At 64.0% G+C, this 20,047-nt stretch carries 17 protein-coding genes; 9 read left to right on the top strand and 8 right to left on the bottom strand.

What is annotated here, in order from left to right:
• Positions 1 to 447: adenosine kinase (locus tag AC0L2K_RS28810; RefSeq protein ID WP_473532994.1), on the top strand; the 447-nt coding region annotated here is incomplete at its 5' end.
• Positions 448 to 464: 17 nt separating this feature from the next.
• Here the strand turns inward: AC0L2K_RS28810 and AC0L2K_RS28815 are convergent.
• A complete protein-coding gene (locus tag AC0L2K_RS28815) occupies positions 465 to 2,744 on the bottom strand; it encodes an NADP-dependent malic enzyme (RefSeq protein ID WP_023803750.1) in 2,280 nt (759 codons plus the stop codon).
• Positions 2,745 to 2,886: 142 nt separating this feature from the next.
• Between AC0L2K_RS28815 and mutS the strand changes: the two genes are divergently transcribed.
• Positions 2,887 to 5,637, top strand: coding sequence for a DNA mismatch repair protein MutS (gene mutS / locus AC0L2K_RS28820; protein WP_473532995.1), 2,751 nt, complete (start codon positions 2,887 to 2,889; stop codon positions 5,635 to 5,637).
• A 264-nt stretch (positions 5,638 to 5,901) separates the two neighbouring features.
• On the opposite strand, the gene AC0L2K_RS28825 is transcribed toward mutS, so the two are convergent.
• The 3 genes from AC0L2K_RS28825 to AC0L2K_RS28835 all read right to left on the bottom strand — a co-directional run bounded on the left by AC0L2K_RS28825 (position 5,902) and on the right by AC0L2K_RS28835 (position 9,760).
• The gene (locus tag AC0L2K_RS28825) at positions 5,902 to 6,747 is read right to left on the bottom strand and encodes an aldo/keto reductase (protein ID WP_473532996.1); all 846 of its coding nucleotides are present in this window, start codon (positions 6,745 to 6,747) and stop codon (positions 5,902 to 5,904) included.
• 69 nt (positions 6,748 to 6,816) lie between these two features.
• The gene (copM, locus tag AC0L2K_RS28830) at positions 6,817 to 7,218 is read right to left on the bottom strand and encodes a CopM family metallochaperone (protein WP_473532997.1); all 402 of its coding nucleotides are present in this window, start codon (positions 7,216 to 7,218) and stop codon (positions 6,817 to 6,819) included.
• Positions 7,219 to 7,261: 43 nt separating this feature from the next.
• Positions 7,262 to 9,760, bottom strand: a complete 2,499-nt coding sequence (locus AC0L2K_RS28835; protein WP_473532998.1) for a heavy metal translocating P-type ATPase — start codon at positions 9,758 to 9,760, stop codon at positions 7,262 to 7,264.
• A gap of 306 nt (positions 9,761 to 10,066) precedes the next feature.
• Between AC0L2K_RS28835 and AC0L2K_RS28840 the strand changes: the two genes are divergently transcribed.
• Positions 10,067 to 12,868: a [protein-PII] uridylyltransferase gene (locus AC0L2K_RS28840; RefSeq protein WP_473532999.1), complete on the top strand. Its 2,802-nt coding sequence runs from the start codon at positions 10,067 to 10,069 to the stop codon at positions 12,866 to 12,868.
• Positions 12,869 to 12,914: 46 nt separating this feature from the next.
• Positions 12,915 to 14,513 (top strand): murein biosynthesis integral membrane protein MurJ, encoded by a 1,599-nt coding sequence (gene murJ, locus AC0L2K_RS28845; protein WP_287066120.1) that lies wholly within the window; start codon positions 12,915 to 12,917, stop codon positions 14,511 to 14,513.
• On the opposite strand, the gene AC0L2K_RS28850 is transcribed toward murJ, so the two are convergent.
• The gene (locus tag AC0L2K_RS28850; RefSeq protein WP_027151586.1) at positions 14,488 to 14,892 is read right to left on the bottom strand and encodes a type II toxin-antitoxin system VapC family toxin; all 405 of its coding nucleotides are present in this window, start codon (positions 14,890 to 14,892) and stop codon (positions 14,488 to 14,490) included. The two genes, murJ and AC0L2K_RS28850, sit on opposite strands and share 26 nt — an antisense overlap.
• A complete protein-coding gene (locus tag AC0L2K_RS28855; protein ID WP_027151585.1) occupies positions 14,892 to 15,137 on the bottom strand; it encodes a type II toxin-antitoxin system VapB family antitoxin in 246 nt (81 codons plus the stop codon). Before AC0L2K_RS28855 ends, AC0L2K_RS28850 begins: the two co-directional genes overlap by 1 nt.
• 187 nt (positions 15,138 to 15,324) lie before the next feature.
• On the opposite strand from AC0L2K_RS28855, the gene trpS reads away from it, so the two are divergent.
• The 3 genes from trpS to AC0L2K_RS28870 all read left to right on the top strand — a co-directional run bounded on the left by trpS (position 15,325) and on the right by AC0L2K_RS28870 (position 17,676).
• The gene (trpS, locus tag AC0L2K_RS28860) at positions 15,325 to 16,392 is read left to right on the top strand and encodes a tryptophan--tRNA ligase (RefSeq protein ID WP_027151584.1); all 1,068 of its coding nucleotides are present in this window, start codon (positions 15,325 to 15,327) and stop codon (positions 16,390 to 16,392) included.
• Between the two features lie 88 nt (positions 16,393 to 16,480).
• Positions 16,481 to 16,972: a universal stress protein gene (locus AC0L2K_RS28865; RefSeq protein WP_023796709.1), complete on the top strand. Its 492-nt coding sequence runs from the start codon at positions 16,481 to 16,483 to the stop codon at positions 16,970 to 16,972.
• A 134-nt stretch (positions 16,973 to 17,106) separates the two neighbouring features.
• Positions 17,107 to 17,676, top strand: a complete 570-nt coding sequence (locus tag AC0L2K_RS28870; RefSeq protein WP_023796710.1) for a NifU family protein — start codon at positions 17,107 to 17,109, stop codon at positions 17,674 to 17,676.
• A gap of 109 nt (positions 17,677 to 17,785) precedes the next feature.
• Here the strand turns inward: AC0L2K_RS28870 and AC0L2K_RS28875 are convergent, their stop codons facing one another.
• Positions 17,786 to 18,403: a L,D-transpeptidase gene (locus tag AC0L2K_RS28875; protein ID WP_287282979.1), complete on the bottom strand. Its 618-nt coding sequence runs from the start codon at positions 18,401 to 18,403 to the stop codon at positions 17,786 to 17,788.
• Between the two features lie 226 nt (positions 18,404 to 18,629).
• Between AC0L2K_RS28875 and cueR the strand changes: the two genes are divergently transcribed.
• On the top strand, positions 18,630 to 19,052 hold the full coding sequence (cueR, locus tag AC0L2K_RS28880) for a Cu(I)-responsive transcriptional regulator (RefSeq protein ID WP_287066122.1): 423 nt from the start codon (positions 18,630 to 18,632) through the stop codon (positions 19,050 to 19,052).
• 50 nt (positions 19,053 to 19,102) lie between these two features.
• On the opposite strand, the gene AC0L2K_RS28885 is transcribed toward cueR, so the two are convergent.
• The gene (locus AC0L2K_RS28885; protein WP_473533000.1) at positions 19,103 to 19,336 is read right to left on the bottom strand and encodes a hypothetical protein; all 234 of its coding nucleotides are present in this window, start codon (positions 19,334 to 19,336) and stop codon (positions 19,103 to 19,105) included.
• A gap of 176 nt (positions 19,337 to 19,512) precedes the next feature.
• Between AC0L2K_RS28885 and AC0L2K_RS28890 the strand changes: the two genes are divergently transcribed.
• Positions 19,513 to 20,013 carry an MmcB family DNA repair protein gene (locus AC0L2K_RS28890; RefSeq protein WP_091593011.1) on the top strand — a complete coding sequence of 167 codons (501 nt, stop codon included), beginning with the start codon at positions 19,513 to 19,515 and terminating at the stop codon, positions 20,011 to 20,013.
• Positions 20,014 to 20,047: the final 34 nt, after the last annotated feature.

The raw sequence follows: 20,047 nt of genomic DNA on the forward strand, positions 1-20,047 counted from the left end.
GTGTCGATGACATTGTCGGATTCGTTCTGCGTCGACCGCTACCGCGAGGAGTTTCTGGAGCTGATGCGCTCGGGCACTGTCGATATCGTTTTTGCCAATAGCCACGAGATCAAGTCGCTGTACCAGACCGCCTCCTTCGACGAGGCGCTGGCCCAGATCCGCAAGGATTGCAAGATCGCCGCCGTCACCCGCTCCGAAAAGGGCTCGGTCATCGTGCGCGGCGACGAGACCGTCACCATCAATGCGACGGAAATCCGCGAACTGGTCGACACCACCGGCGCCGGCGACCTCTATGCCGCCGGCTTCCTCTACGGCTACACACAAGGCCGCAGCCTGAAGCATTGCGGCGATCTCGGCTCGCTGGCGGCCGGGCTGGTGATCCAGCAGATCGGGCCAAGGCCGCGGCAGAATTTACGCCACGAGGCTGAGCAGGCAGGCCTGATTTAGGAAGAGGCGCTCGCTCCTCAGGCCCCCGCCGTATAAGCGGCAATCGCCGCCATGTTGACGATGTCGCTGTCCTTGGCGTTGAGCGAGACGATCTGAACCGGCTTGTCCAGGCCGACCAGCAGCGGGCCGATAACGGTCGAGCCGCCGAGCTCCTGCAGCATCTTGGTCGAGATCGAGGCCGAGTGGAAGGCCGGCATGATCAGCACATTGGCTGGGCCGGTCAGCCGGATGAACGGGTATTGCGCCATGGCGCGTGCGCTGAGCGCCACGTCGGCTGCCATCTCGCCGTCATACTCGAAATCGACGCGCCGCTTGTCGAGGATGCGCACCGCTTCCTGGATGCGTTCGGAGCGCTCGCCCTGCGGATGGCCGAAGGTGGAATAGGCAAGCATGGCCAGCCGCGGCTCATAACCCATGCGGCGGGCAAAGCCGGCGGCCTCCTCGGCGATGTCGGCGATCTGTTCGGCATTCGGCATATCGTGCACGGCGGTGTCGGCGACGATCACGGTTCGGCCCCGCGCCAGCACGATCGAGGCGCCGATGACGCGGTGGCCGGGCTTGGCGTCGATGATGCGGCGGATGTCGTCGAGCGCCGTCGAGTAGTTGCGGGTGACGCCGGTGACGATGCCATCGGCATCGCCCAGCGCCACCATGCAGGCGGCGAAATGGTTGCGGTCGGTGTTGATCAGGCGCTGGCAGTCGCGAAACAGGAAGCCCTTGCGCTGCATACGCTCGTACAGATAGTCGGTGTAGACGCCGTTGCGGCGCGACAGCCTGGCATTGATGATCTCGATGCCTTGCTTGTTCAGTTCGATGCCGGCGTTCCTGGCGTTCTCCTTGATGATGTCGTCGCGGCCCAGCAGGATGGCGGTGCCGAGCCGCTGGTTCACATAGGAGACGGCGGCGCGCATCACCTGCTCCTCCTCGCCCTCGGCGAAAACGATGCGCTTGGGCTGGCGGCGCACGCGGTCGTAGATGCGCTGAAGGGTCGAGGCGATCGGATCGCGGCGGGCGGAAAGCTCCTGCGCGTAGCGGTCGAGGTCGAGGATCGGCTTGCGCGCGACGCCGGATTCCATCGCGGCCTTGGCAACCGCGATCGGAATGGCCGAGATCAGGCGCGGGTCGAACGGCACCGGGATGATGTAGTTGGGGCCGAATTTCGGCCGCATGCCCTGGTAGGCGGCGGCGACGTCGTCGGGTACATCCTGGCGCGCCAGTTCGGCGAGCGCACGCGCCGCGGCGATCTTCATGTCGTCATTGATGGTGGTCGCCCGCACGTCCAGCGCGCCGCGGAAGATGTAAGGGAAGCCGAGCACGTTGTTGACCTGGTTCGGATAGTCCGAACGGCCGGTGGCCATGATGGCATCGGCGCGGATTTCGGCGACTTCCTCCGGCGTGATCTCCGGATCGGGGTTGGCCATGGCGAAGATGATCGGCTTCTCGGCCATGGACTGCACCATCTTGGTGGTCAGCGCGCCCTTGGCTGAGAGGCCGAGGAACACGTCGGCACCGTCGATCGCCTCGGCCAGCGAGCGTGCGTCGGTCTTGGCGGCATGCGCCGACTTCCACTGGTTCATGCCTTCGGTGCGGCCCTGGAAGACGACGCCTTTGGTGTCGCACAGGATGATGTTTTCGGGCGCAAAGCCCATCGCCTTCATCAGCTCGATGCAGGCGACGCCGGCGGCACCGGCGCCATTGCAGACCATTTTGGTGGTCTTCATGTCGCGGCCGGTGATTTCCAGCGCGTTGATCAGGCCGGCCGCCGAAATGATGGCGGTGCCGTGCTGGTCGTCATGAAAGACCGGTATGTCCATAAGTTCGCGCAGCCGCTGCTCGATGATGAAGCACTCCGGCGCCTTGATGTCTTCCAGATTGATACCGCCGAACGACGGCCCAAGGAAACGCACGCAATTGATGAACTCTTCGGCATCCTCGGTGTCGACCTCGAGATCGATCGAATCGACATCGGCGAAGCGCTTGAACAGCACCGCCTTGCCTTCCATCACCGGCTTGGCGGCCAGCGCGCCGAGATTGCCGAGGCCGAGGATGGCGGTGCCGTTTGAGATGACGGCGACCATGTTGCCGCGCGCCGTGTAGTCGAAGGCGCGGCTGGGATCCTCGGCAATGGCAAGCACCGGAACCGCGACGCCCGGCGAATAGGCGAGGCTTAGGTCACGCTGGGTGGCCATCGGCTTGGTGGCGACGATCTCCAGCTTGCCCGGGCGGCCCATGGCGTGGAATTCCAGCGCCTCCTGCGCACTGACGGAGGGGCCGTTGCTTTCGGTTTTCTTGGCCATGATGCTTTCGATTTCCTCACCCGTGCAGCACCTCGTTGAGACGGGCGCGGTGCTTTCTTTTGTGGAACGTTCGGGATTAAGGCTACACTTCGCCGCTGTAAACCGCCAAGCAGATGGCTTGGGAAATTTTGGAAGCAACTTCTTGAACGACGAAACGCCCATTCGCAGCGACAGCGCTACGCCGGCCTTTGCGCCGGCAACGCCGATGATGGAGCAGTACATCGAGATCAAGGCGGCGAACCCGGATTCGCTGCTGTTCTACCGCATGGGCGATTTCTACGAGCTGTTCTTCGACGACGCCGAGAAGGCGAGCCGGGCGCTCGGCATCGTCCTGACCAAGCGTGGCAAGCACCAGGGCCTCGACATCCCGATGTGCGGCGTACCGGTGCATGCCGCCGACGATTATCTGCAGAAGCTGATTGGACAAGGGTTCCGCGTCGCCGTCTGCGAGCAGATCGAGGATCCGGCAGAGGCGAAGAAACGCGGCGGCAAATCGGTGGTGCGCCGCGACGTGGTGCGGCTGGTAACGCCCGGCACCATCACCGAGGACAAATTGCTGGCGCCGTCGGAATCGAGTTTCTTGATGGCACTTGGCCGGGTCAAGGGCGGAGCCGAACAAAGAAGCGGGGAGCGCGGCAGCTCGACAGGGAACCAAGGAAGTTTTGCGCTGGCCTGGATCGAGATCTCGACCGGCGCCTTCCGCGTTGCCGAGACCAGCGCCGACCGGCTGCTCGCCGATGTCTTTCGCGTCGACCCACGCGAACTGATCGTCGCCGAACCGGTGTTTTACGATCCAGAGCTGAAACCGGTGTTCGATGTGCTCGGCCGCATCGCCAGTCCGCAGCCGCCGAGCCTGTTCGACTCGGCGTCGGCCGCCGGGCGCATAGCCCGTTTCTTCGAGGTGGCGACGCCGGACAGTTTCGGCACGTTTTCCCGCGCCGAGCTGTCGGCGATCTCAGGCGCCATCGCCTATGTCGAGAAGACGCAGAAGGCCGAGCGGCCGCCGCTGTCGCGGCCCGAGCGCGAGGAGCAGGGTTCGACGCTGTTCATCGATCCGGCGACACGCGCCAATCTGGAACTGCTGCGCACGCTGTCCGGCAGCCGCGAGGGCTCGCTGTTCAAGGCGATCGACCGCACGGTGACCGGCGGCGGCGCGCGGCTGCTCGCCGACCGGCTGATGGCGCCGCTGACCGATCCGGCGGCAATTGGCGCAAGGCTGGATTCGGTGTCGTTCTTCCGGTCCGAGACACGGCTGTGCCAGGCGGTGCGGGCGAGCCTGAAGAGCGTCGCCGACATGCCACGCGCGCTGTCGCGGCTGGCGCTCAACCGCGGTGGCCCGCGCGATCTCGGCGCGCTGCGTGCCGGGTTCGAGGCCGCCGGCGCTATTGCCGAACTGTTTGGGGCGACCGCCCTGCCGCCAGAATTGGCGGCGGCGCTGGCGGCGATCGAGGCGCTGCCCCGCCCGCTGGCCGAGCATCTGACGCGGGCGCTCGCCGACGACCTGCCGCTGCTCAAGCGCGACGGCGGCTTCGTCCGTTCCAGCTACAACGCTGAGCTCGACGAGATGCGGGCGCTGCGCGATCAATCGCGCAAGGTGATCGCCGGGCTGGAGCGCTCGCTGATCGACGAAACCGGCATCCGCTCGCTGAAAATCCGGCACAACAATGTGCTTGGCTACTACATCGAAGTCACCGCCAACAACCATGCGATCATGACGAGCAGCGACGGGGCGAAGGCGCGCTTCATCCATCGCCAGACCATGGCCAACGCCATGCGCTTCACCACGACCGAACTGGCGGACTTGGAATCGAAGATCTCCAATGCCGCCGACCGGGCGCTGGCGATCGAGCTTGCCGCCTTCGACAGGCTGACGGCGGAAGCGGTCGGCGAGGCGGACAAGATCCGCGCCGGCGCCGAAGCACTCGCCGTGCTCGACGTGTCGGCGGCACTGGCGCTGCTTTGCGAAAGCGAGGCCTGGTGCCGACCCATCGTGGACGCGAGCCTCGCCTTCGCCATTTCGGGCGGGCGGCATCCGGTGGTGGAACAGTCGCTGCGGCGTTCGGGCGAAGGACCGTTCGTCGCCAATGATTGCGATTTGTCGCCGGAAGGCAATGCCAAAAACGGCGCGATCTGGCTGCTGACCGGCCCCAATATGGGCGGCAAATCGACTTTCCTCAGGCAGAACGCGCTGATCGCCATCCTCGCCCAGACCGGCTCGTTCGTACCGGCGGCATCAGCCCATATCGGCGTCGTCGACCGGCTGTTTTCACGTGTCGGCGCCTCCGACGATCTGGCGCGCGGCCGCTCGACCTTCATGGTCGAGATGGTCGAAACGGCGGCGATCCTCAACCAGGCCGGCGAGCGCGCGCTGGTGATCCTCGACGAGATCGGCCGCGGCACCGCCACCTTCGACGGCCTGTCGATTGCCTGGGCGGCGGTCGAGTATCTGCACGAGAAAAACCGCTGCCGGGCGATCTTCGCCACCCATTTCCACGAAATGACTGCGCTGGCCAGCAAGCTTGCTCGACTGCACAATGTCACCATGCGGGTCAAGGAATGGGAAGGCGACGTGGTCTTCCTGCACGAGGTCGGCAAGGGTGCCGCCGACCGCTCCTACGGCGTGCAGGTGGCGCGTCTGGCCGGCTTGCCGGAGGCGGTGGTCGGGCGGGCCAGGGAAGTGCTGCATCAGCTGGAAGCGGGCGAGGTTTCGGGCAAGGCCAACCGGCTGGTCGACGATCTGCCGCTGTTTTCGGTGGCGGTGAGGCGGGAAGCATCGAGCCCGACAAAGAGCGATGGACTGAGCGCGGCGCTCGGGGAGATCAACCCCGACGAGATGACGCCGCGGGAGGCGCTGGAGGCGCTTTACCGGCTGAAGGGGATGGCGGGGAAGTAGTCAGGCTTCGTACGATGGCGCTCTACGGCGCCCCCTCTGTCCTGCCCTCTTTGCCACCACTTGACATCTCCCCCACAGGTAGGGAGATCGGCTATCATCATCGTTTTCGCCAATCTCCAACGCTCGAGAAAAGATGCAGTCTGCGAAGCTGCCGATCTCCCCCAAAGTGTCCCCAAAGTGGGGGAGATGTCCGCCAGGACAGAGGGGGCGCGAAGGAACGCGACTTTAATCATATGCCAATCACTATTTCCCCGCTCCCATCCCTCAAATCATCTGCAGGCCCTGCTTGCGCCTCGGCGGCGGAAAGGCGCGGTCGATTTCGGTGAAATCCTCACGCGTAAGCTCGATGTCGAGCGCCGCGACATTCTGGCGGATATGCTCCTGCTTGCTGGCCTTTGGAATGGCGATGACGCCGTCCTGTGCCATCACCCAGGCCAGCGCCAGTTGAGCCGGCGTCGCATCGTGGCGGGCGGCGATGGCTTCGAGGCTGGCGTTACGCGCCAATACGCCCTGGTCGACCGGCGAATAGGCCATCAGCGGAATGCCGCGCTGCCGGCTCCAGGGCGCAAGGTCGAATTCGGGGCCGCGCTGGCACAGATTGTAGAGGATCTGGTTGGTCTGGACGCCGTCGCCGGCCGGCTGGCTGACCAGTTCCTCCATCTCATGAGTGTCAAAATTGCTGACGCCCCAGTGGCGGATTTTGCCGGCTTTTTTCAACGCCTCGAAGGCCTCGACCGTTTCCGCCAGCGGCACGCTGCCGGGCCAGTGCAGCAGATAGAGATCGATGCGGTCGGTGCACAGATGCCTGAGGCTTGCCTCGCAGGCCGCCGGCACGCCGGTGCGCGAGGCGTTGGACGGCAGCACCTTGGAGACCAGGAACACCTCGTCGCGGCGCCCGGCAATGGCATCCGCCACCACTTCCTCGGCGCCACCGCTGGCATACATTTCGGCAGTGTCGATCAGCGTCATGCCGAGATCCAGCCCAAGCTTCAGGGCATTGACCTCATTGGCATGGCGGCGGGCGTCCTCGCCCATTTTCCAGGTGCCTTGACCCAGCACGGGAACGGCTTCGCCCGAGGGCAATGTCGTGGTTCTTATCGTTGACGGCATGACGTGCTCCAGTCGAGGCCCGATGGCAGCCGGGGAGAAATCCAGATCAAAGTCCTTCCCGCTCTGGTGCTACTCCACCGGATGGGCGGCCAGCCAATCCTGCATCCGCTTGATCTCGGCTTCCTGCGCCGCGATCACCGCTTCGGCCAGCTTGCGCATTTCCGGATCCTTGCCATTGGCAAGCTCGACCTTGGCCATGTCGATAGCCGCCTGGTGATGCGGGATCATGCCGCGGGCGAAATCGACATCGGCATTGCCGGAATATTCGATCGCCATCATCGCGGTGTGCATCTTGTCCATCGCCGCCTTGTAGCTGTCGGTCGAGGCGCCCTGCGCGCCCATCGCTGCCATGTCGTGCGCCCCCATGTCGTGTTTCGTCTCCTGGGCTTGCGACGGAATGCTTTCCAGGAAAACGGCAAGCAGCATTCCGGCCGCCATCAGCAGCAGCACGATCTTCTTGGCCAACGTCATTCATGATCTCCTTTTTGAACGAGTTCCTATCTGGGAACTTGGCTCAGAGTTTCAACGTCCTGAGCCGCAACGCGTTGGTGATCACCGAAACCGAGGACAGGCTCATCGCCGCTGCCGACAGCATCGGCGACAACAGCGTGGCGGTGAGCGGATAGAGCACGCCGGCGGCGACCGGCACGCCAAGCACGTTGTAGAGGAAGGCGAAGAACAGGTTCTGGCGGATGTTGCGGATCGTCGCTTGGGCGAGCGTGCGGGCCCGAACGATGCCGTTGAGATCGCCCTTGACCAGCGTGATCCCGGCGCTTTCGACCGCGACATCGGCGCCGGTGCCCATGGCGACATCGGCGGCGGCCAGCGCCGGCGCGTCGTTGACGCCGTCGCCGGCCATGGCGACGCCGCCGCCGCTGGTGCGCAACTCCTCGACCAGCGCGCTCTTCTGTTCCGGCAGCAGGCCGGCACGCACCTCGTCGATGCCGAGTTTGCTTGCGATGGCCTTCGCCGTGCGTTCGTTGTCGCCGGTCGCCATGATGATCTTCAGGCCGCGCTCGTGCAGCGCCTTTATCGCCTCTGATGTCGTCGCCTTGATCGGGTCGGCGACGGCGACGATACCGGCCAGCTTGTTGCCGACGGCGACGAACATCGCGGTCTTGCCCTCGGCCTGCAGCGCCTCGGCGCTGGTCGAGATGGATGCGATATCGATGCCGAGAGCGGCCATCATCGCGGCGTTGCCGAGCGCCACCTTCTGTCCCGACACCGTGCCGGAAACGCCCTTGCCGGTGACCGCCTCGAAACCGCCGGCGTCGGGAATCTTTACGCCGCGTTCACGGGCGCCTTCGACGATCGCCTCGGCCAGCGGATGCTCCGAGCCTTTTTCGAGGCCGGCGGCAAGGGCCAGCAGATCATCGTCCGCCATGCCCTCGGCAGCGACGATTTCGGTCAATCTCGGCCGGCCTTCGGTCAATGTGCCGGTCTTGTCGACGATCAGCGTGTCGACCGAGGCAAAGCGCTCGAGCGCCTCGGCGTCCTTGATCAGCACGCCGGCATGCGCGCCGCGCCCTGTGGCGGTCATGATCGACATCGGCGTGGCAAGGCCCAGCGCGCAGGGACAGGCGATGATCAGCACCGAGACCGCCGAGACGATTGCAAAGATCAGACTGGGTTGCGGCCCGAAGATCGCCCAGGCGATGAACGCAACGATCGCAACCACCACGACGGCCGGGACGAAATAGAAGGAGACGCGGTCGGCCAGGCCCTGGATCGGCGCGCGCGAACGCTGCGCCTTGGCGACGAGCTCGACGATCCGCGCCAGCGTAGTTTCGGCGCCGATCCTCTCGGCGCGCATGATCAGCGAACCGTTCTTGTTGAGCGTGCCGCCAGTGAGCGGGTCGCCTTCAGTCTTTTCGACCGGCAGAGGCTCGCCTGACAGCATCGATTCGTCGACGGAAGAGCGACCTTCCAGCACCATGCCGTCGACTGGCACGGCGTCGCCAGGGCGGATGCGCAGGCGGTCGCCGGCCTTGACCGTGTCGAGCGGCACGTCGTTTTCGGAACCGTCCTCGCCGATCAGCCGCGCGGTCTTCGGCGCGAGGTCGAGCAGCGCGCGAATCGCCGAGCCGGTTTTTTCACGGGCGCGCAATTCCAGCACCTGGCCGAGGAAAACCAGCGCCACGATGACGGCGGCTGCCTCGAAATAGACCGGGACCGTGCCCTCATGACCGCGGAACTGGTGCGGAAATATATCGGGGAACAGCGCGGCTGCGACGCTGTAGAGATAGGCGGCACCAACGCCGAGCGAAATCAGCGTCCACATGTTGGGGCTGCGGTTGAGAACCGATTCCCAGCCGCGATGGAAGAAAGGAAAAGCCGCCCACAGCACAACCGGGCTGGCCAGCGCCAATTCCACCCAGATCTTGGTCGAATCCTCGATGAAGGCGCTAAACGTCAGGCCGAGCATCGGCGCCATGGCGAAGATCAGCAATGGCACCGACAACACGGCGCTCACCCAGAAGCGCCTGGTGAAATCGACCAGTTCCGGGTTCGGGCCCTCGTCGCCGGTCGGCGCGCCCATCGGTTCCAGCGCCATCCCGCAGATCGGGCAGGCGCCTGACTTGTCGCGGACGATTTCTGGATGCATCGGACAGGTGTATTGCGTGCCTTTCGGCATCGCCTGCTGCTCCGGCCTGTCGCCAAGATACTTTGCCGGCTCCGCCTCGAACTTCACCTTGCAACCGGCCGAGCAGAAATAGAAGCCCTGGCCTTCATGCCGGGAAAAGTGCTTCGCGGCGGCACGCTCGACACGCATGCCGCAGACCGGATCGGTGGCGGTAATGTAGTTTTCCGGCTCGGCCGTGAACCTCGAACGGCAGCGCTCGCTGCAGAAACGATAGCGATGGCCGCCATGCTCGGCGGTCGGCTTGCCGGCGGCCGGATCGACGGTCATGCCGCAGACCGGATCGCGAATGACCGCGTCGGCGACGGACGGAGCAGCTTTCGGCGGGCAGCAACCGCTATGGGCGTGATGGTCGTGGTCGGAATGCGTCAATGCGGAAAGGCCTCTCTGTCTCGAACTTGCAACAGAGGTAGTGCTTCCAATAACTGGAAGGTCAAGGCCAATTTCGATGTTTGGTGCCGTGGTGCGTGCCGGACTGCCTGACCCAAACCGCTCCATGCTTATGGCCGCCGCCACTTCCGGGCTTGGCAACATCGTCCAGCAAGACCATCTATCAAGTGCGGCAGGAGGCGATCATCCGGTTTCGACTCCCGTGGAGAGCGTGTCCGTCCGCCCCATACCCAGCGCCGCGAAAACGCGCTATAGACGCCGCCAAAACGGCGAGGCCGAACGGCACTTATGGCAAGAATCTCTCTAAAGCTCGACGAACTGATCGACGGCGAAGCCTTGCGCCGCGAGATGACTGCGCTGACTGAGGCCACGGCAGGCGACGGCTCCGGCAAGGCTGCGCGTGCCGGTGTTCTCCAGCTTCTCAAGAGCAGGCTGGCCGCCGGCCGCCGCATTGCCGAACGCATGCTGATGGACGACGGCAGCGGCACTGCCTGCGCCGCCCGGCTGTCGCATCTCATGGACGAAATCATCCGCGCGCTCTACGAGTTCGCCGCCACCCACGTCTATCGCGTCAAAAACCCGTCATCGGCCGAACGCATGGCCGTCGTAGCGGTCGGCGGCTATGGCCGCGGCACGCTAGCGCCGGGATCCGATATCGATCTCCTCTTCCTGCTGCCCTACAAGCAGACGCCATGGGGCGAGCAGATCGTCGAATACATGCTCTACGTGCTGTGGGACCTGGGGCTGAAGGTCGGCCACGCCACCCGCAACATCGACGAATGCCTGCGGCAGTCGCGCACCGACATCACCATCCGCACCTCGATCCTGGAGGCGCGTTTCCTGTGGGGCGAGCAGAAGCTCTATGACGAGCTCTTGCAGCGCTTCGACCGCGAGGTGGTGCGCACGACCGGACCCGAATATGTGCAGGCCAAGCTTGCCGAACGCGACGAGCGTCATGCGAAGGCCGGCGAAAGCCGCTATCTGGTCGAACCCAACGTCAAGGACGGCAAGGGCGGCCTGCGCGACCTGCAGACGCTGTTCTGGATCGGCAAGTATTTCTACCGGGTCCGCACCGGCGAGGAACTGGTCGACAAGGGCGTCTTCACCGGCACCGAATACCGGGAATTCCAGAAGGCCGAGGACTTCCTGTGGGCGGTGCGCTGCCACATGCATTTCCTCACCGGCAAGGCCGAGGAACGGCTGCATTTCGACATCCAGCGCGAGATCGCCGAGCGGCTGGGCTACACCACACATCCGGGCCTGTCGGCGGTCGAGCGCTTCATGAAGCATTACTTCCTCGTCGCCAAGGACGTCGGCGATCTGACCCGCATCTTCTGCGCGGCGCTCGAGGAGGAGCAGGCCAAGCATGTGCCGGGCTTCAACCGTATCTTCCTCACCTTCTCGCGCCGCAAGCGCAAGCTTGCCGGCACGTCCGATTTCATTATCGACAACCATCGCATCAACATCGCCGACGACCTGGTGTTCGAGCGCGATCCGGTCAATCTCTTGAGGCTGTTCTGGTTCGCCGACAAGCACGGGCTGGAATTTCACCCCGATGCGCTGAAGCTGCTGACCCGTTCGCTCGGCCTCGTCGGCAAGGCGCTCAGGCGCGACGAGGAAGCCAACCGGCTGTTCCTCGACATATTGACGTCGGACCGCAATGCCGAACTCAACCTCAGGCGCATGAACGAGGCGGGACTGCTGGCAAAGCTGGTCCCGGATTTCGGCAAGATCGTCGCCATGATGCAGTTCTCGCTGTACCACCACTATACGGTGGACGAGCACCTGATCCGCTGCATCGGCGTGCTGGCCGAGATCGAGCGCGGCGACGGTGAAAAGGTCCACCCGCTTGCCCACTCGCTGATGCCGGGGCTGAAGAAAAGCCGCGAGGCGCTCTATGTCGCGGTGCTGCTGCACGATATCGCCAAGGGCCGGCCGGAGGACCATTCCGAAGCTGGCGCCCGGATCGCGCGGCGGATCTGCCCGCATATGGGGCTGTCGGCGGCCGACACCGAAACGGTCGCCTGGCTGGTCGAGAACCATCTCGTCATGTCGATGACCGCGCAGACCCGCGACCTCAACGACCGCAAGACGATCGAGGACTTTTCCGCGATCGTGCAGTCGGTTGAACGGCTGAAGCTGCTGCTCGTCCTGACCGTCTGCGATATCAGAGGCGTCGGGCCTGGCGTCTGGAACGGCTGGAAGGGTCAGTTGCTGCGCACGCTCTACTACGAAACCGAACTGCTGTTGACCGGCGGGTTTTCGGAAGTGTCGCGTGCGATGCGCACCGCGGCCGCCCGCGAAAAGCTGGCCGAGGCGCTCGCCGATTGGCCGGAAAAGGCGCGCAAGCGCTATGTCGCCAAGCACTATGAGAATTATCTGCTGGCGGTCGATCTCGCCGACCAGCTTCGCCACGCCGAATTCATCCGTGAGGCGGATGCGGCGGGCAAGAAGCTCGCCACGATGATCAAGACCCACCAGTTCGAGGCGGTGACCGAGATCACCGTGCTGGCGCAGGACCATCCCCGCCTGCTGTCGGTCATTGCCGGCGCCTGTGTGGCGGCCGGCGGCAACATCGTCGATGCGCAGATCTTCACCACATCCGACGGCCGCGCGCTGGACACCATCCTGATCTCGAGGGAATTCGACCGCGACGAGGACGAACGCCGCCGTGCCGAACGCGTCGGCCGGCTGATCGAGGACGTGCTGTCGGGCAAGAGCTGGCTGCCGGAGATGATCGAGAAGCGCACCAAGCCGCGGCGCGGCGCCAAGGTCTTCCGCATCCAGCCGCGCGCCGAAATCCGCAACACGCTGTCGAACCGGTTCTCGGTGATCGAGGTCGAGGGGCTGGATCGGCCGGGCCTGCTGTCCGAGATCACCGGGGCGTTGTCCGACTTGTCGCTCGACATCGCCTCGGCACACATCACCACCTTCGGCGAAAAGGTCATCGACACCTTCTATGTCACCGATCTCACCGGCCAGAAGATCGACAGCCCGACCCGCATGGCCGCCATCAAAAACAGGCTGATCGCCGTCCTCGAAGGCACCGTGCCCGAGCGCGGCGGCAAGGCCAAGGCTGCGGCCGAGTGACCGCCACCACTCATTTGTCCCAATCCTGCAGGCAGTCTCCAGACGCATGAGCCTTGTCAAAAAGTTCGCGACGGTCGCTTCCGGCACGCTGATGAGCCGCGCCCTCGGCTTCGGCCGCGAGATGCTGATGGCGGCCGCGCTCGGCACCGGGCCGATCGCCGACGCCTTCAACGCCGCCTTCCAGTTTCCCAACACCTTCCGCCGGCTGTTTGCCGAAGGCGCCTTCAACGCCGCCTTCGTGCCGCTCTTCGCCAAGGAGATCGAAACCCACGGCACCGATGGCGCCAAGCGCTTTTCCGAAGAGGTGTTCGGCGTGCTGTTCACGGCGCTGCTGGCGCTGACCATCGCCATGGAACTGGCGATGCCGCTGATCGTGCGCTACCTGGTGGCGCCGGGCTTTGCCGACTCGCCGGGAAAGTTCGAGATGACGGTCCGGCTCGCGACCATCATGTTTCCCTATCTGATCTGCATGTCGCTCGGCGCCATGATGGCCGGCATGCTGAATTCGCTGCGCCGCTATTTCGCCGCCGCGGTGGCGCCGGTGTTCCTAAACGTCATCCTGATCGGCGTGCTCGCCTATGCCTGGCACAAGGGATCGGACGCGCGCACCGTTGGCTTCGCACTGGCCTGGGGCGTGCTGGCGGCGGGGCTGGTGCAACTGGCGATCGTCTGGGTGGCGGTGCGCCATGCCGGCATCTCGATCGGCTTTCGCCGGCCAAGGATGACGCCCAATGTCAAGCGGCTGCTGATCCTGGCGCTGCCGGCGGCGATCACCGGCGGCATCACCCAGATTAACCAGCTGATCGGCACCGCAATCGCCTCGGCGCAGGACAGCGCGGTGTCGTCGCTCGCCTATGCCGATCGCATTTATCAGCTGCCGCTCGGCGTCGTCGGCATCGCCGTCGCCATAGTGCTTCTGCCCGAACTGTCGCGGGCGCTGAAGTCGGGCAATCTGATCGAGGCGGCCAATCTGCAAAACCGGTCGGTGGAGTTCACGCTGTTCCTGACTTTGCCGGCGGCGGCGGCACTGCTGGTCATGGCGGAGCCGATCGTCGGGCTGGTCTACGAACGCGGAGCATTTGCCGCAAACAACTCGACGCCGATCGTGGCGGCGATCCTGGCGATCTTCGGCTTGGGGCTGCCGGCCTTCGTGCTGATCAAGGCGTTCACCCCCGGCTATTTCGCTCGCGAGGACACACGCACGCCGATGATCTTCGCCGCGATCTCGGTGGCGGTGAACATCACCACCGCGCTGACGCTGTTTCCGCAGATGGGCGCGCCGGGCATCGCCGTCGCCTCGGCCGTCGCCGGCTGGGTCAATGCGCTGATGCTGCTCGGCGTGCTGATCCGGCGCGGCCATTGGGGCCGCGACGTACCGCTCTTGAGACGCATCCCACGGCTGGTGCTGTCGGCGGCGGTGATGGCGGCGGCGCTGTATTTTGCCGAGCACTGGTTCGCCGCCCAACTGGCTTCGGGCTCGCCGCTGGTGGTAAAGACTGCAACCCTGCTTGGGCTGGTCGCCGGCGGGGCGCTGCTTTACTTCGTCACCGCCTTCGCCATCGGCGGCGCCGATTTCGGCATGATCCGGCGCAGTATGGCGCGGAAGGGATCACCGCCTGTCAGGGGACAGTCTCCAGATCCGTAAGCCGGAATTCGTCCGCCGTCGAAAGCATCGGAACGGCGTAGTAGCGCGCGCAAGCGTAGTGGAAACAGTCAGCCATGTTCAGGCGGATAGCGTTGTTGCGAAACCGCGACGCCGCCTCAACGGACAGAGATGTTGCGTCAGAGGCCGGCGGAAGCTCCCGCAGGGCAATTGCCCGCTCTTCGAGAAAACGGCTAACTATCTTCAGGCTTACGGCGACCGGTATGGCCAGCTTTTCCGATCGAGAAAGCGCCATCGCGGCTTCCCAAACGGCGATCGCCGACGTGAACGGAGCCGACGCCTCCATGACCGCGTGCGCACAGCGCTGGGCTTCGGCTTCGTCGCTCAGCACCGCGACGATAGCGGCTGCGTCGACGAACATCAGTCTTCGCCGGACAATTCGTCATAAACCGAGCGCGGCAGCGGGTTACGCGCCTGCTCGCTCAGCTCAATCCCGAACTCGGCCCGGAGCCGTGCCGCCGTCTCCAGCGGCGTCTCGCGATTACGCCGGCGCTCCAGAGCTTCACGCATAGCGATCACAATCGCCTCGGTAATGCCGACGCCCTCGACCTTCGCGAAGGCACGCGTCAAGCTGTCTGCCTCCTTGTTGCTTATGTTGATCGTCAATTCACTTCTTGCCTTATTCACGCTAATGTAGTTGAAATTATGTAGCTATCTACACGATTTTGTCAATATTCGCAATCTGTGCTGATGGCTGACGGCCTCTTGATCCGCTCCCCGCTCTCGTCCATAAGCGCGCCGTCGAAAGACTTTCGCCGCGCGCGAAACGGCCCTCCACAAGCCATGAGGACATATGACCGCCTTCAAGCCCCTCGTTTTTTCCGGCGTCCAGCCGACCGGCAATCTGCACCTCGGCAACTATCTCGGCGCCATCAAGAAATTCGTCGCCCTGCAGGACACCTCCGATTGCATCTATTGCGTCGTCGACCTGCATTCGCTGACAGCGCAGCTTGTCCATGAGGATCTCAAGGACCAGACGCGCGCGATCACCGCGGCGTTTCTCGCCTCCGGCATCGACCCGACGAAGCACATCGTCTTCAACCAGTCGCGGGTCATGCAGCACGCCGAGCTTGCCTGGATCTTCAACTGCGTCGCCCGCATCGGCTGGATGAACCGGATGACGCAGTTCAAGGACAAGGCCGGCAAGGACCGCGAGAACGCCTCGCTTGGTCTGCTCGCCTATCCGAGCCTGATGGCGGCCGACATTCTCGTCTATCGCGCCACCCATGTGCCGGTCGGCGATGACCAGAAGCAGCATTTGGAACTGACACGCGACATCGCGCAAAAATTCAACAACGACTTTTCGGACCGCATTGCCGGCCTTGGCGTCGGCGTCGAGATGAAGGTCGGCGAGGAGACCGTGAACGGTTATTTCCCGCTGACCGAACCGATCATCGGCGGACCGGCGGCGCGCATCATGTCGCTGCGCGACGGCTCGAAGAAGATGTCGAAGTCGGATCCGTCGGACCTGTCGCGCATCAATCTGACCGACGATGCCGACAGCATCTCGAAAAAGATCCGCAAGGCCAAGACCGACCCCGAGGCGTTGCCTGGCGAATTGGACGGCCTCGCCGGCCGGCCGGAAGCCGAAAACTTGGTCGGCATCTATGCGGGTCTCGCCGAGATCTCGAAGGAGGCGGTGCTGAAAGAGTTCGGCGGCCAGCAATTTTCGGTGTTCAAGCCGGCGCTGGCCGACCTCGCGGTAGAAAAGCTGGCGCCGGTCGCCGGCGAAATGCGCCGCATTTCCGACGATCGCGCCTATGTTGATGCGGTGCTCAGGGATGGCGGCGAGCGGGCCGGCCTGCTGGCCGAGGCGACGATGAAGACCGTGCGCGACATCATCGGCCTGCTGCAGGGTTAATCTGCAGCCAATATCGCTACATCCGCCGGTCGCTTGCGGCCGGGCTGTGGCGGTGGCAGATTGCGACCGAAACCATTTGAGGTAGAATATGGTCTCCAAACGCCTCAGCCGCGAAGCCGGCCATCGCCGCAAGTTTTTGGCGATCATCGACGACACGCCCGAATGCGAACGGGCCGTCGTATACGCCTCGAAGCGCGCGCAGAGCACCAGCGGCGTGCTGGTGCTGCTCTATGTGATCGAGCCGGACGATTTCCAGCATTGGCTGGGTGTCGAGAAGATCATGCGCGAGGAGGCCACCGCCACCGCGCGCGCCGCACTGGACAGCTATGCCAACAAGGTGCGCCAGAAGCTCGGCATCGAGCCGGAACTGGTGGTGCGCGAAGGCAAGCCGACGGAAGAGATCCACAAATTGATCGAGGAGGACCAGGATATCGCCATCCTCGTGCTGGCCGCCGGCGCCGGCAAAGAGGGGCCGGGCCCGCTGGTCGGCGCGGTCGCCGGCAAGGGCGCCGCCTTCCCGATCCCGGTGACAGTGGTGCCGCAGAACCTGTCAGACGAAGAAATCGACAGCCTGGCCTAAGGTGTGTTGCAGAAGACCGCAAAAACATTCTCCCAGCCAGCCGTTCCGGCGATGGCTTTCGCTTGAATGTCCTGCCGATAGGGCCTATTTAGAATTATTCCAAACTATATGCCCGAACGGGCTCGGAGACGTCCATGTTCATCCAGACCGAATCGACGCCAAATCCGGCGACATTGAAGTTCCTGCCCGGCAAGGAAGTGCTTGTCGAAGGCACCGCCGATTTCCGCGATGCCGACAGCGCTGCCGCGGCTTCGCCGCTGGCCGGCCGGCTGTTCGAGATCCCCGGCGTGACGGGCGTCTTCTTCGGCTATGATTTCGTCACCGTGACCAAGGACGGCCCCGACTGGCAGCATCTGAAGCCGGCGATCCTCGGCGCCATCATGGAGCACTTCATGTCCGGCGCGCCGGTCATGGCCAGGGCCGGCCCCGCCGCCGAGACCAGCCAGACCGGCGAATTCTACGACAAGGCCGACGAGGAACTGGTCATCACCATCAAGGAACTGCTCGACACGCGGGTGCGTCCGGCGGTCGCCCAGGACGGTGGCGACATCACCTTCCGCGGCTTCGAGAACGGCACCGTGTTCTTGCACATGAAGGGCGCCTGCGCCGGCTGCCCGTCGTCGACGGCGACGCTGAAGCACGGCATCCAGAACCTGCTCCGGCATTTTGTGCCCGAGGTGCAGCAGGTCGAACAGGTCTCTTAAGCTCAAAGGACGTCAATTCGCCCTTCGAGCGACACAAAAAACCGGGCCAAATTGCCCGGTTTTTTGTTTTGGGACGTCAGTTGTTGCCTAGACGGTCCGCGTATGAGTTCTAGAGAACGATGACCTTGGCGCCGACGGAGGTGCGGTCGTAAAGGTCGATGATGTCCTGGTTCATCAGCCGGATGCAGCCCGACGACATCGCCTTGCCGATCGAGTTCCACTCCGGGCTGCCATGCAGGCGGTAGCCTGAATCGCCGCCCTTGTTGAACAGATACAGGGCGCGCGCGCCGAGCGGGTTGGTCAATCCGGGATCCATGCCGCCGGCAAATTTGGCGAGTTCCGGCTGGCGCTTGATCATCGCCGATGGCGGCGTCCAGGTCGGCCATTCGCGCTTCGCCGCGATGCGGGCGGTGCCGCGCCATTCAAAACCCTCGCGGCCGACGCCGATGCCGTAACGCATCGCCTCGCCGCCGCCCATGACATAATAGAGAAACTTGTTCTGCGTATCGACGACGATGGTGCCCGGCTTTTCATCGCTGTCGTAGCTCACCACCTGCCGGCGGTACTTGAACGGCACCTTTTCGATCGGAATGCGCGGCAGTTGATAGCCCGCATCGGTCATCGGGCCATAGTTGTTGGTGAATATCTGCGAGCCGATGGTGCTGCAACCAGCAATAGCCGTCGACAGCGCAAGTGCGGCGACGATTGCGAATGACTTCATGCGCATGAAAAGGTCCGATGCCCCGCCCGAAAGATAGCGGCACGAGACGGCCGCCTTGTCGCCATCATTCATGCTGGCATTTGCTTTGCTTGCCAAGCGGGGGATGCCTATATGCATGGGCTTACATGCCGGTAAGTCCGAAGCTGTGGCTTTTCGGCAACGGCACTCATAAGATTATGTAGGAAATTCAATGGGGCGGTCCGCCAGGCCGCCGGAAGTTAGGGAACCAATCATGAATGTCGGAGATGCCGCCCAGCGTTCCGGCCTGCCGGCCAAGACCATTCGCTACTATGAGGAGATCGGCCTGATCCGCCCGCAGCGCGCCGGCAACGGCTACCGCGACTATTCGGGCGACGACATCCACCGGCTGACGTTTCTGCGCCGCGCGCGCAATCTCGGCTTTTCCATCGACGACTGCCGCCAGCTGATGGCGCTCTACCAGGACCGCAGCCGCGCCAGCCATGACGTGCGCGAGATCGCCGCCGCGCATGTGACGGCAATCGAGGAGAAGGTGCGCGAACTGCAGTCGATGCGCTCGACCCTGCAGAAGCTGATCCATGCCTGCCACGGCGATGACCGGCCGGACTGCCCGATCCTGGACGATATCGCGGGGGCGGTTTTGCCATCAGACACAGTCGTTCCCGCCCAGGTGTGAAGGGCGAGACCCGTAATGCCAGCCGTTTTGCAGGTTGGGATTTCCAGGGATCAAGAGGTGCCGTCGACACGCTCGGCTATGGCGAATGCCTGCAGGTTCCTTGCCTTGCCGTGGTCTTCTCCGGCGTTGGCGATAATCGAGAAGAACGCCGCGCGGGCGATGTCCTTCTTTGACGCGTTCGGGTGTTCCTTCCTGGCCGCTTTGATCAATTGCTTGGGTGCCATGTCAGGCGTCACGACCCGCATCAGGGTGTCGGCTACCGCCTGCATCTCGTCCGCGTTCATCATCCACACTCCCTGGAGCCACCCGCATTCGCACAGTATCTCATATTGCTAATGTGTGGAACGTGCAGCGTCCGTTTGAGTACCAAGATTTCACGCAGAAATCACATTTCAAGCGCGCCTTGGGTGCCTTCCAGAAAACGGTTCAAACCGTGAACAAAGTCTGTCATGGTGCGCCCATGCCAATTATCTCACCGATTCCTCTCAATCCCCTGATCGATGGCCGCCAGTCGGAGCGCGCGATGCTGGTTCGGCGCGGCGTGCAGCGGCTGCTCAGGGAGATGGGCGCGCATGTGCTGCCGGAACTGTCGCTGGCGACCGGGCGCCGCGCCGACCTCGTCGCGCTGACCCGCCAGGGCGACATCTGGATCATCGAGATCAAATCCTCGATCGAGGATTTCAGGGTCGACCGCAAATGGCCGGACTACCGGCTGCACTCCGACCGATTTTTTTTCGCCACGCATCCCGGTGTGCCGTCGGAGATCTTTCCGCAGGAATGCGGTTTTATCCTTTCCGACGGCTACGGCGCCGAAATCCTGCGCGACGCGCCCGAGCACCGCATGGCGGCGGCGACGCGCAAGGCGCTGATGCTGAGGATCGCGCGGGCCGGAGCAGCGCGGCTGCTCGCGGCGGAACTTGCCGGCGTGGCGGTGCCGGCTCTGGAGGGCGAGAGCGAGTAGCTGGAACGTTTGTGCTCTTCCTTAGCCCTTCGCA

Source organism: Mesorhizobium sp. WSM4817 (assembly GCF_055811135.1).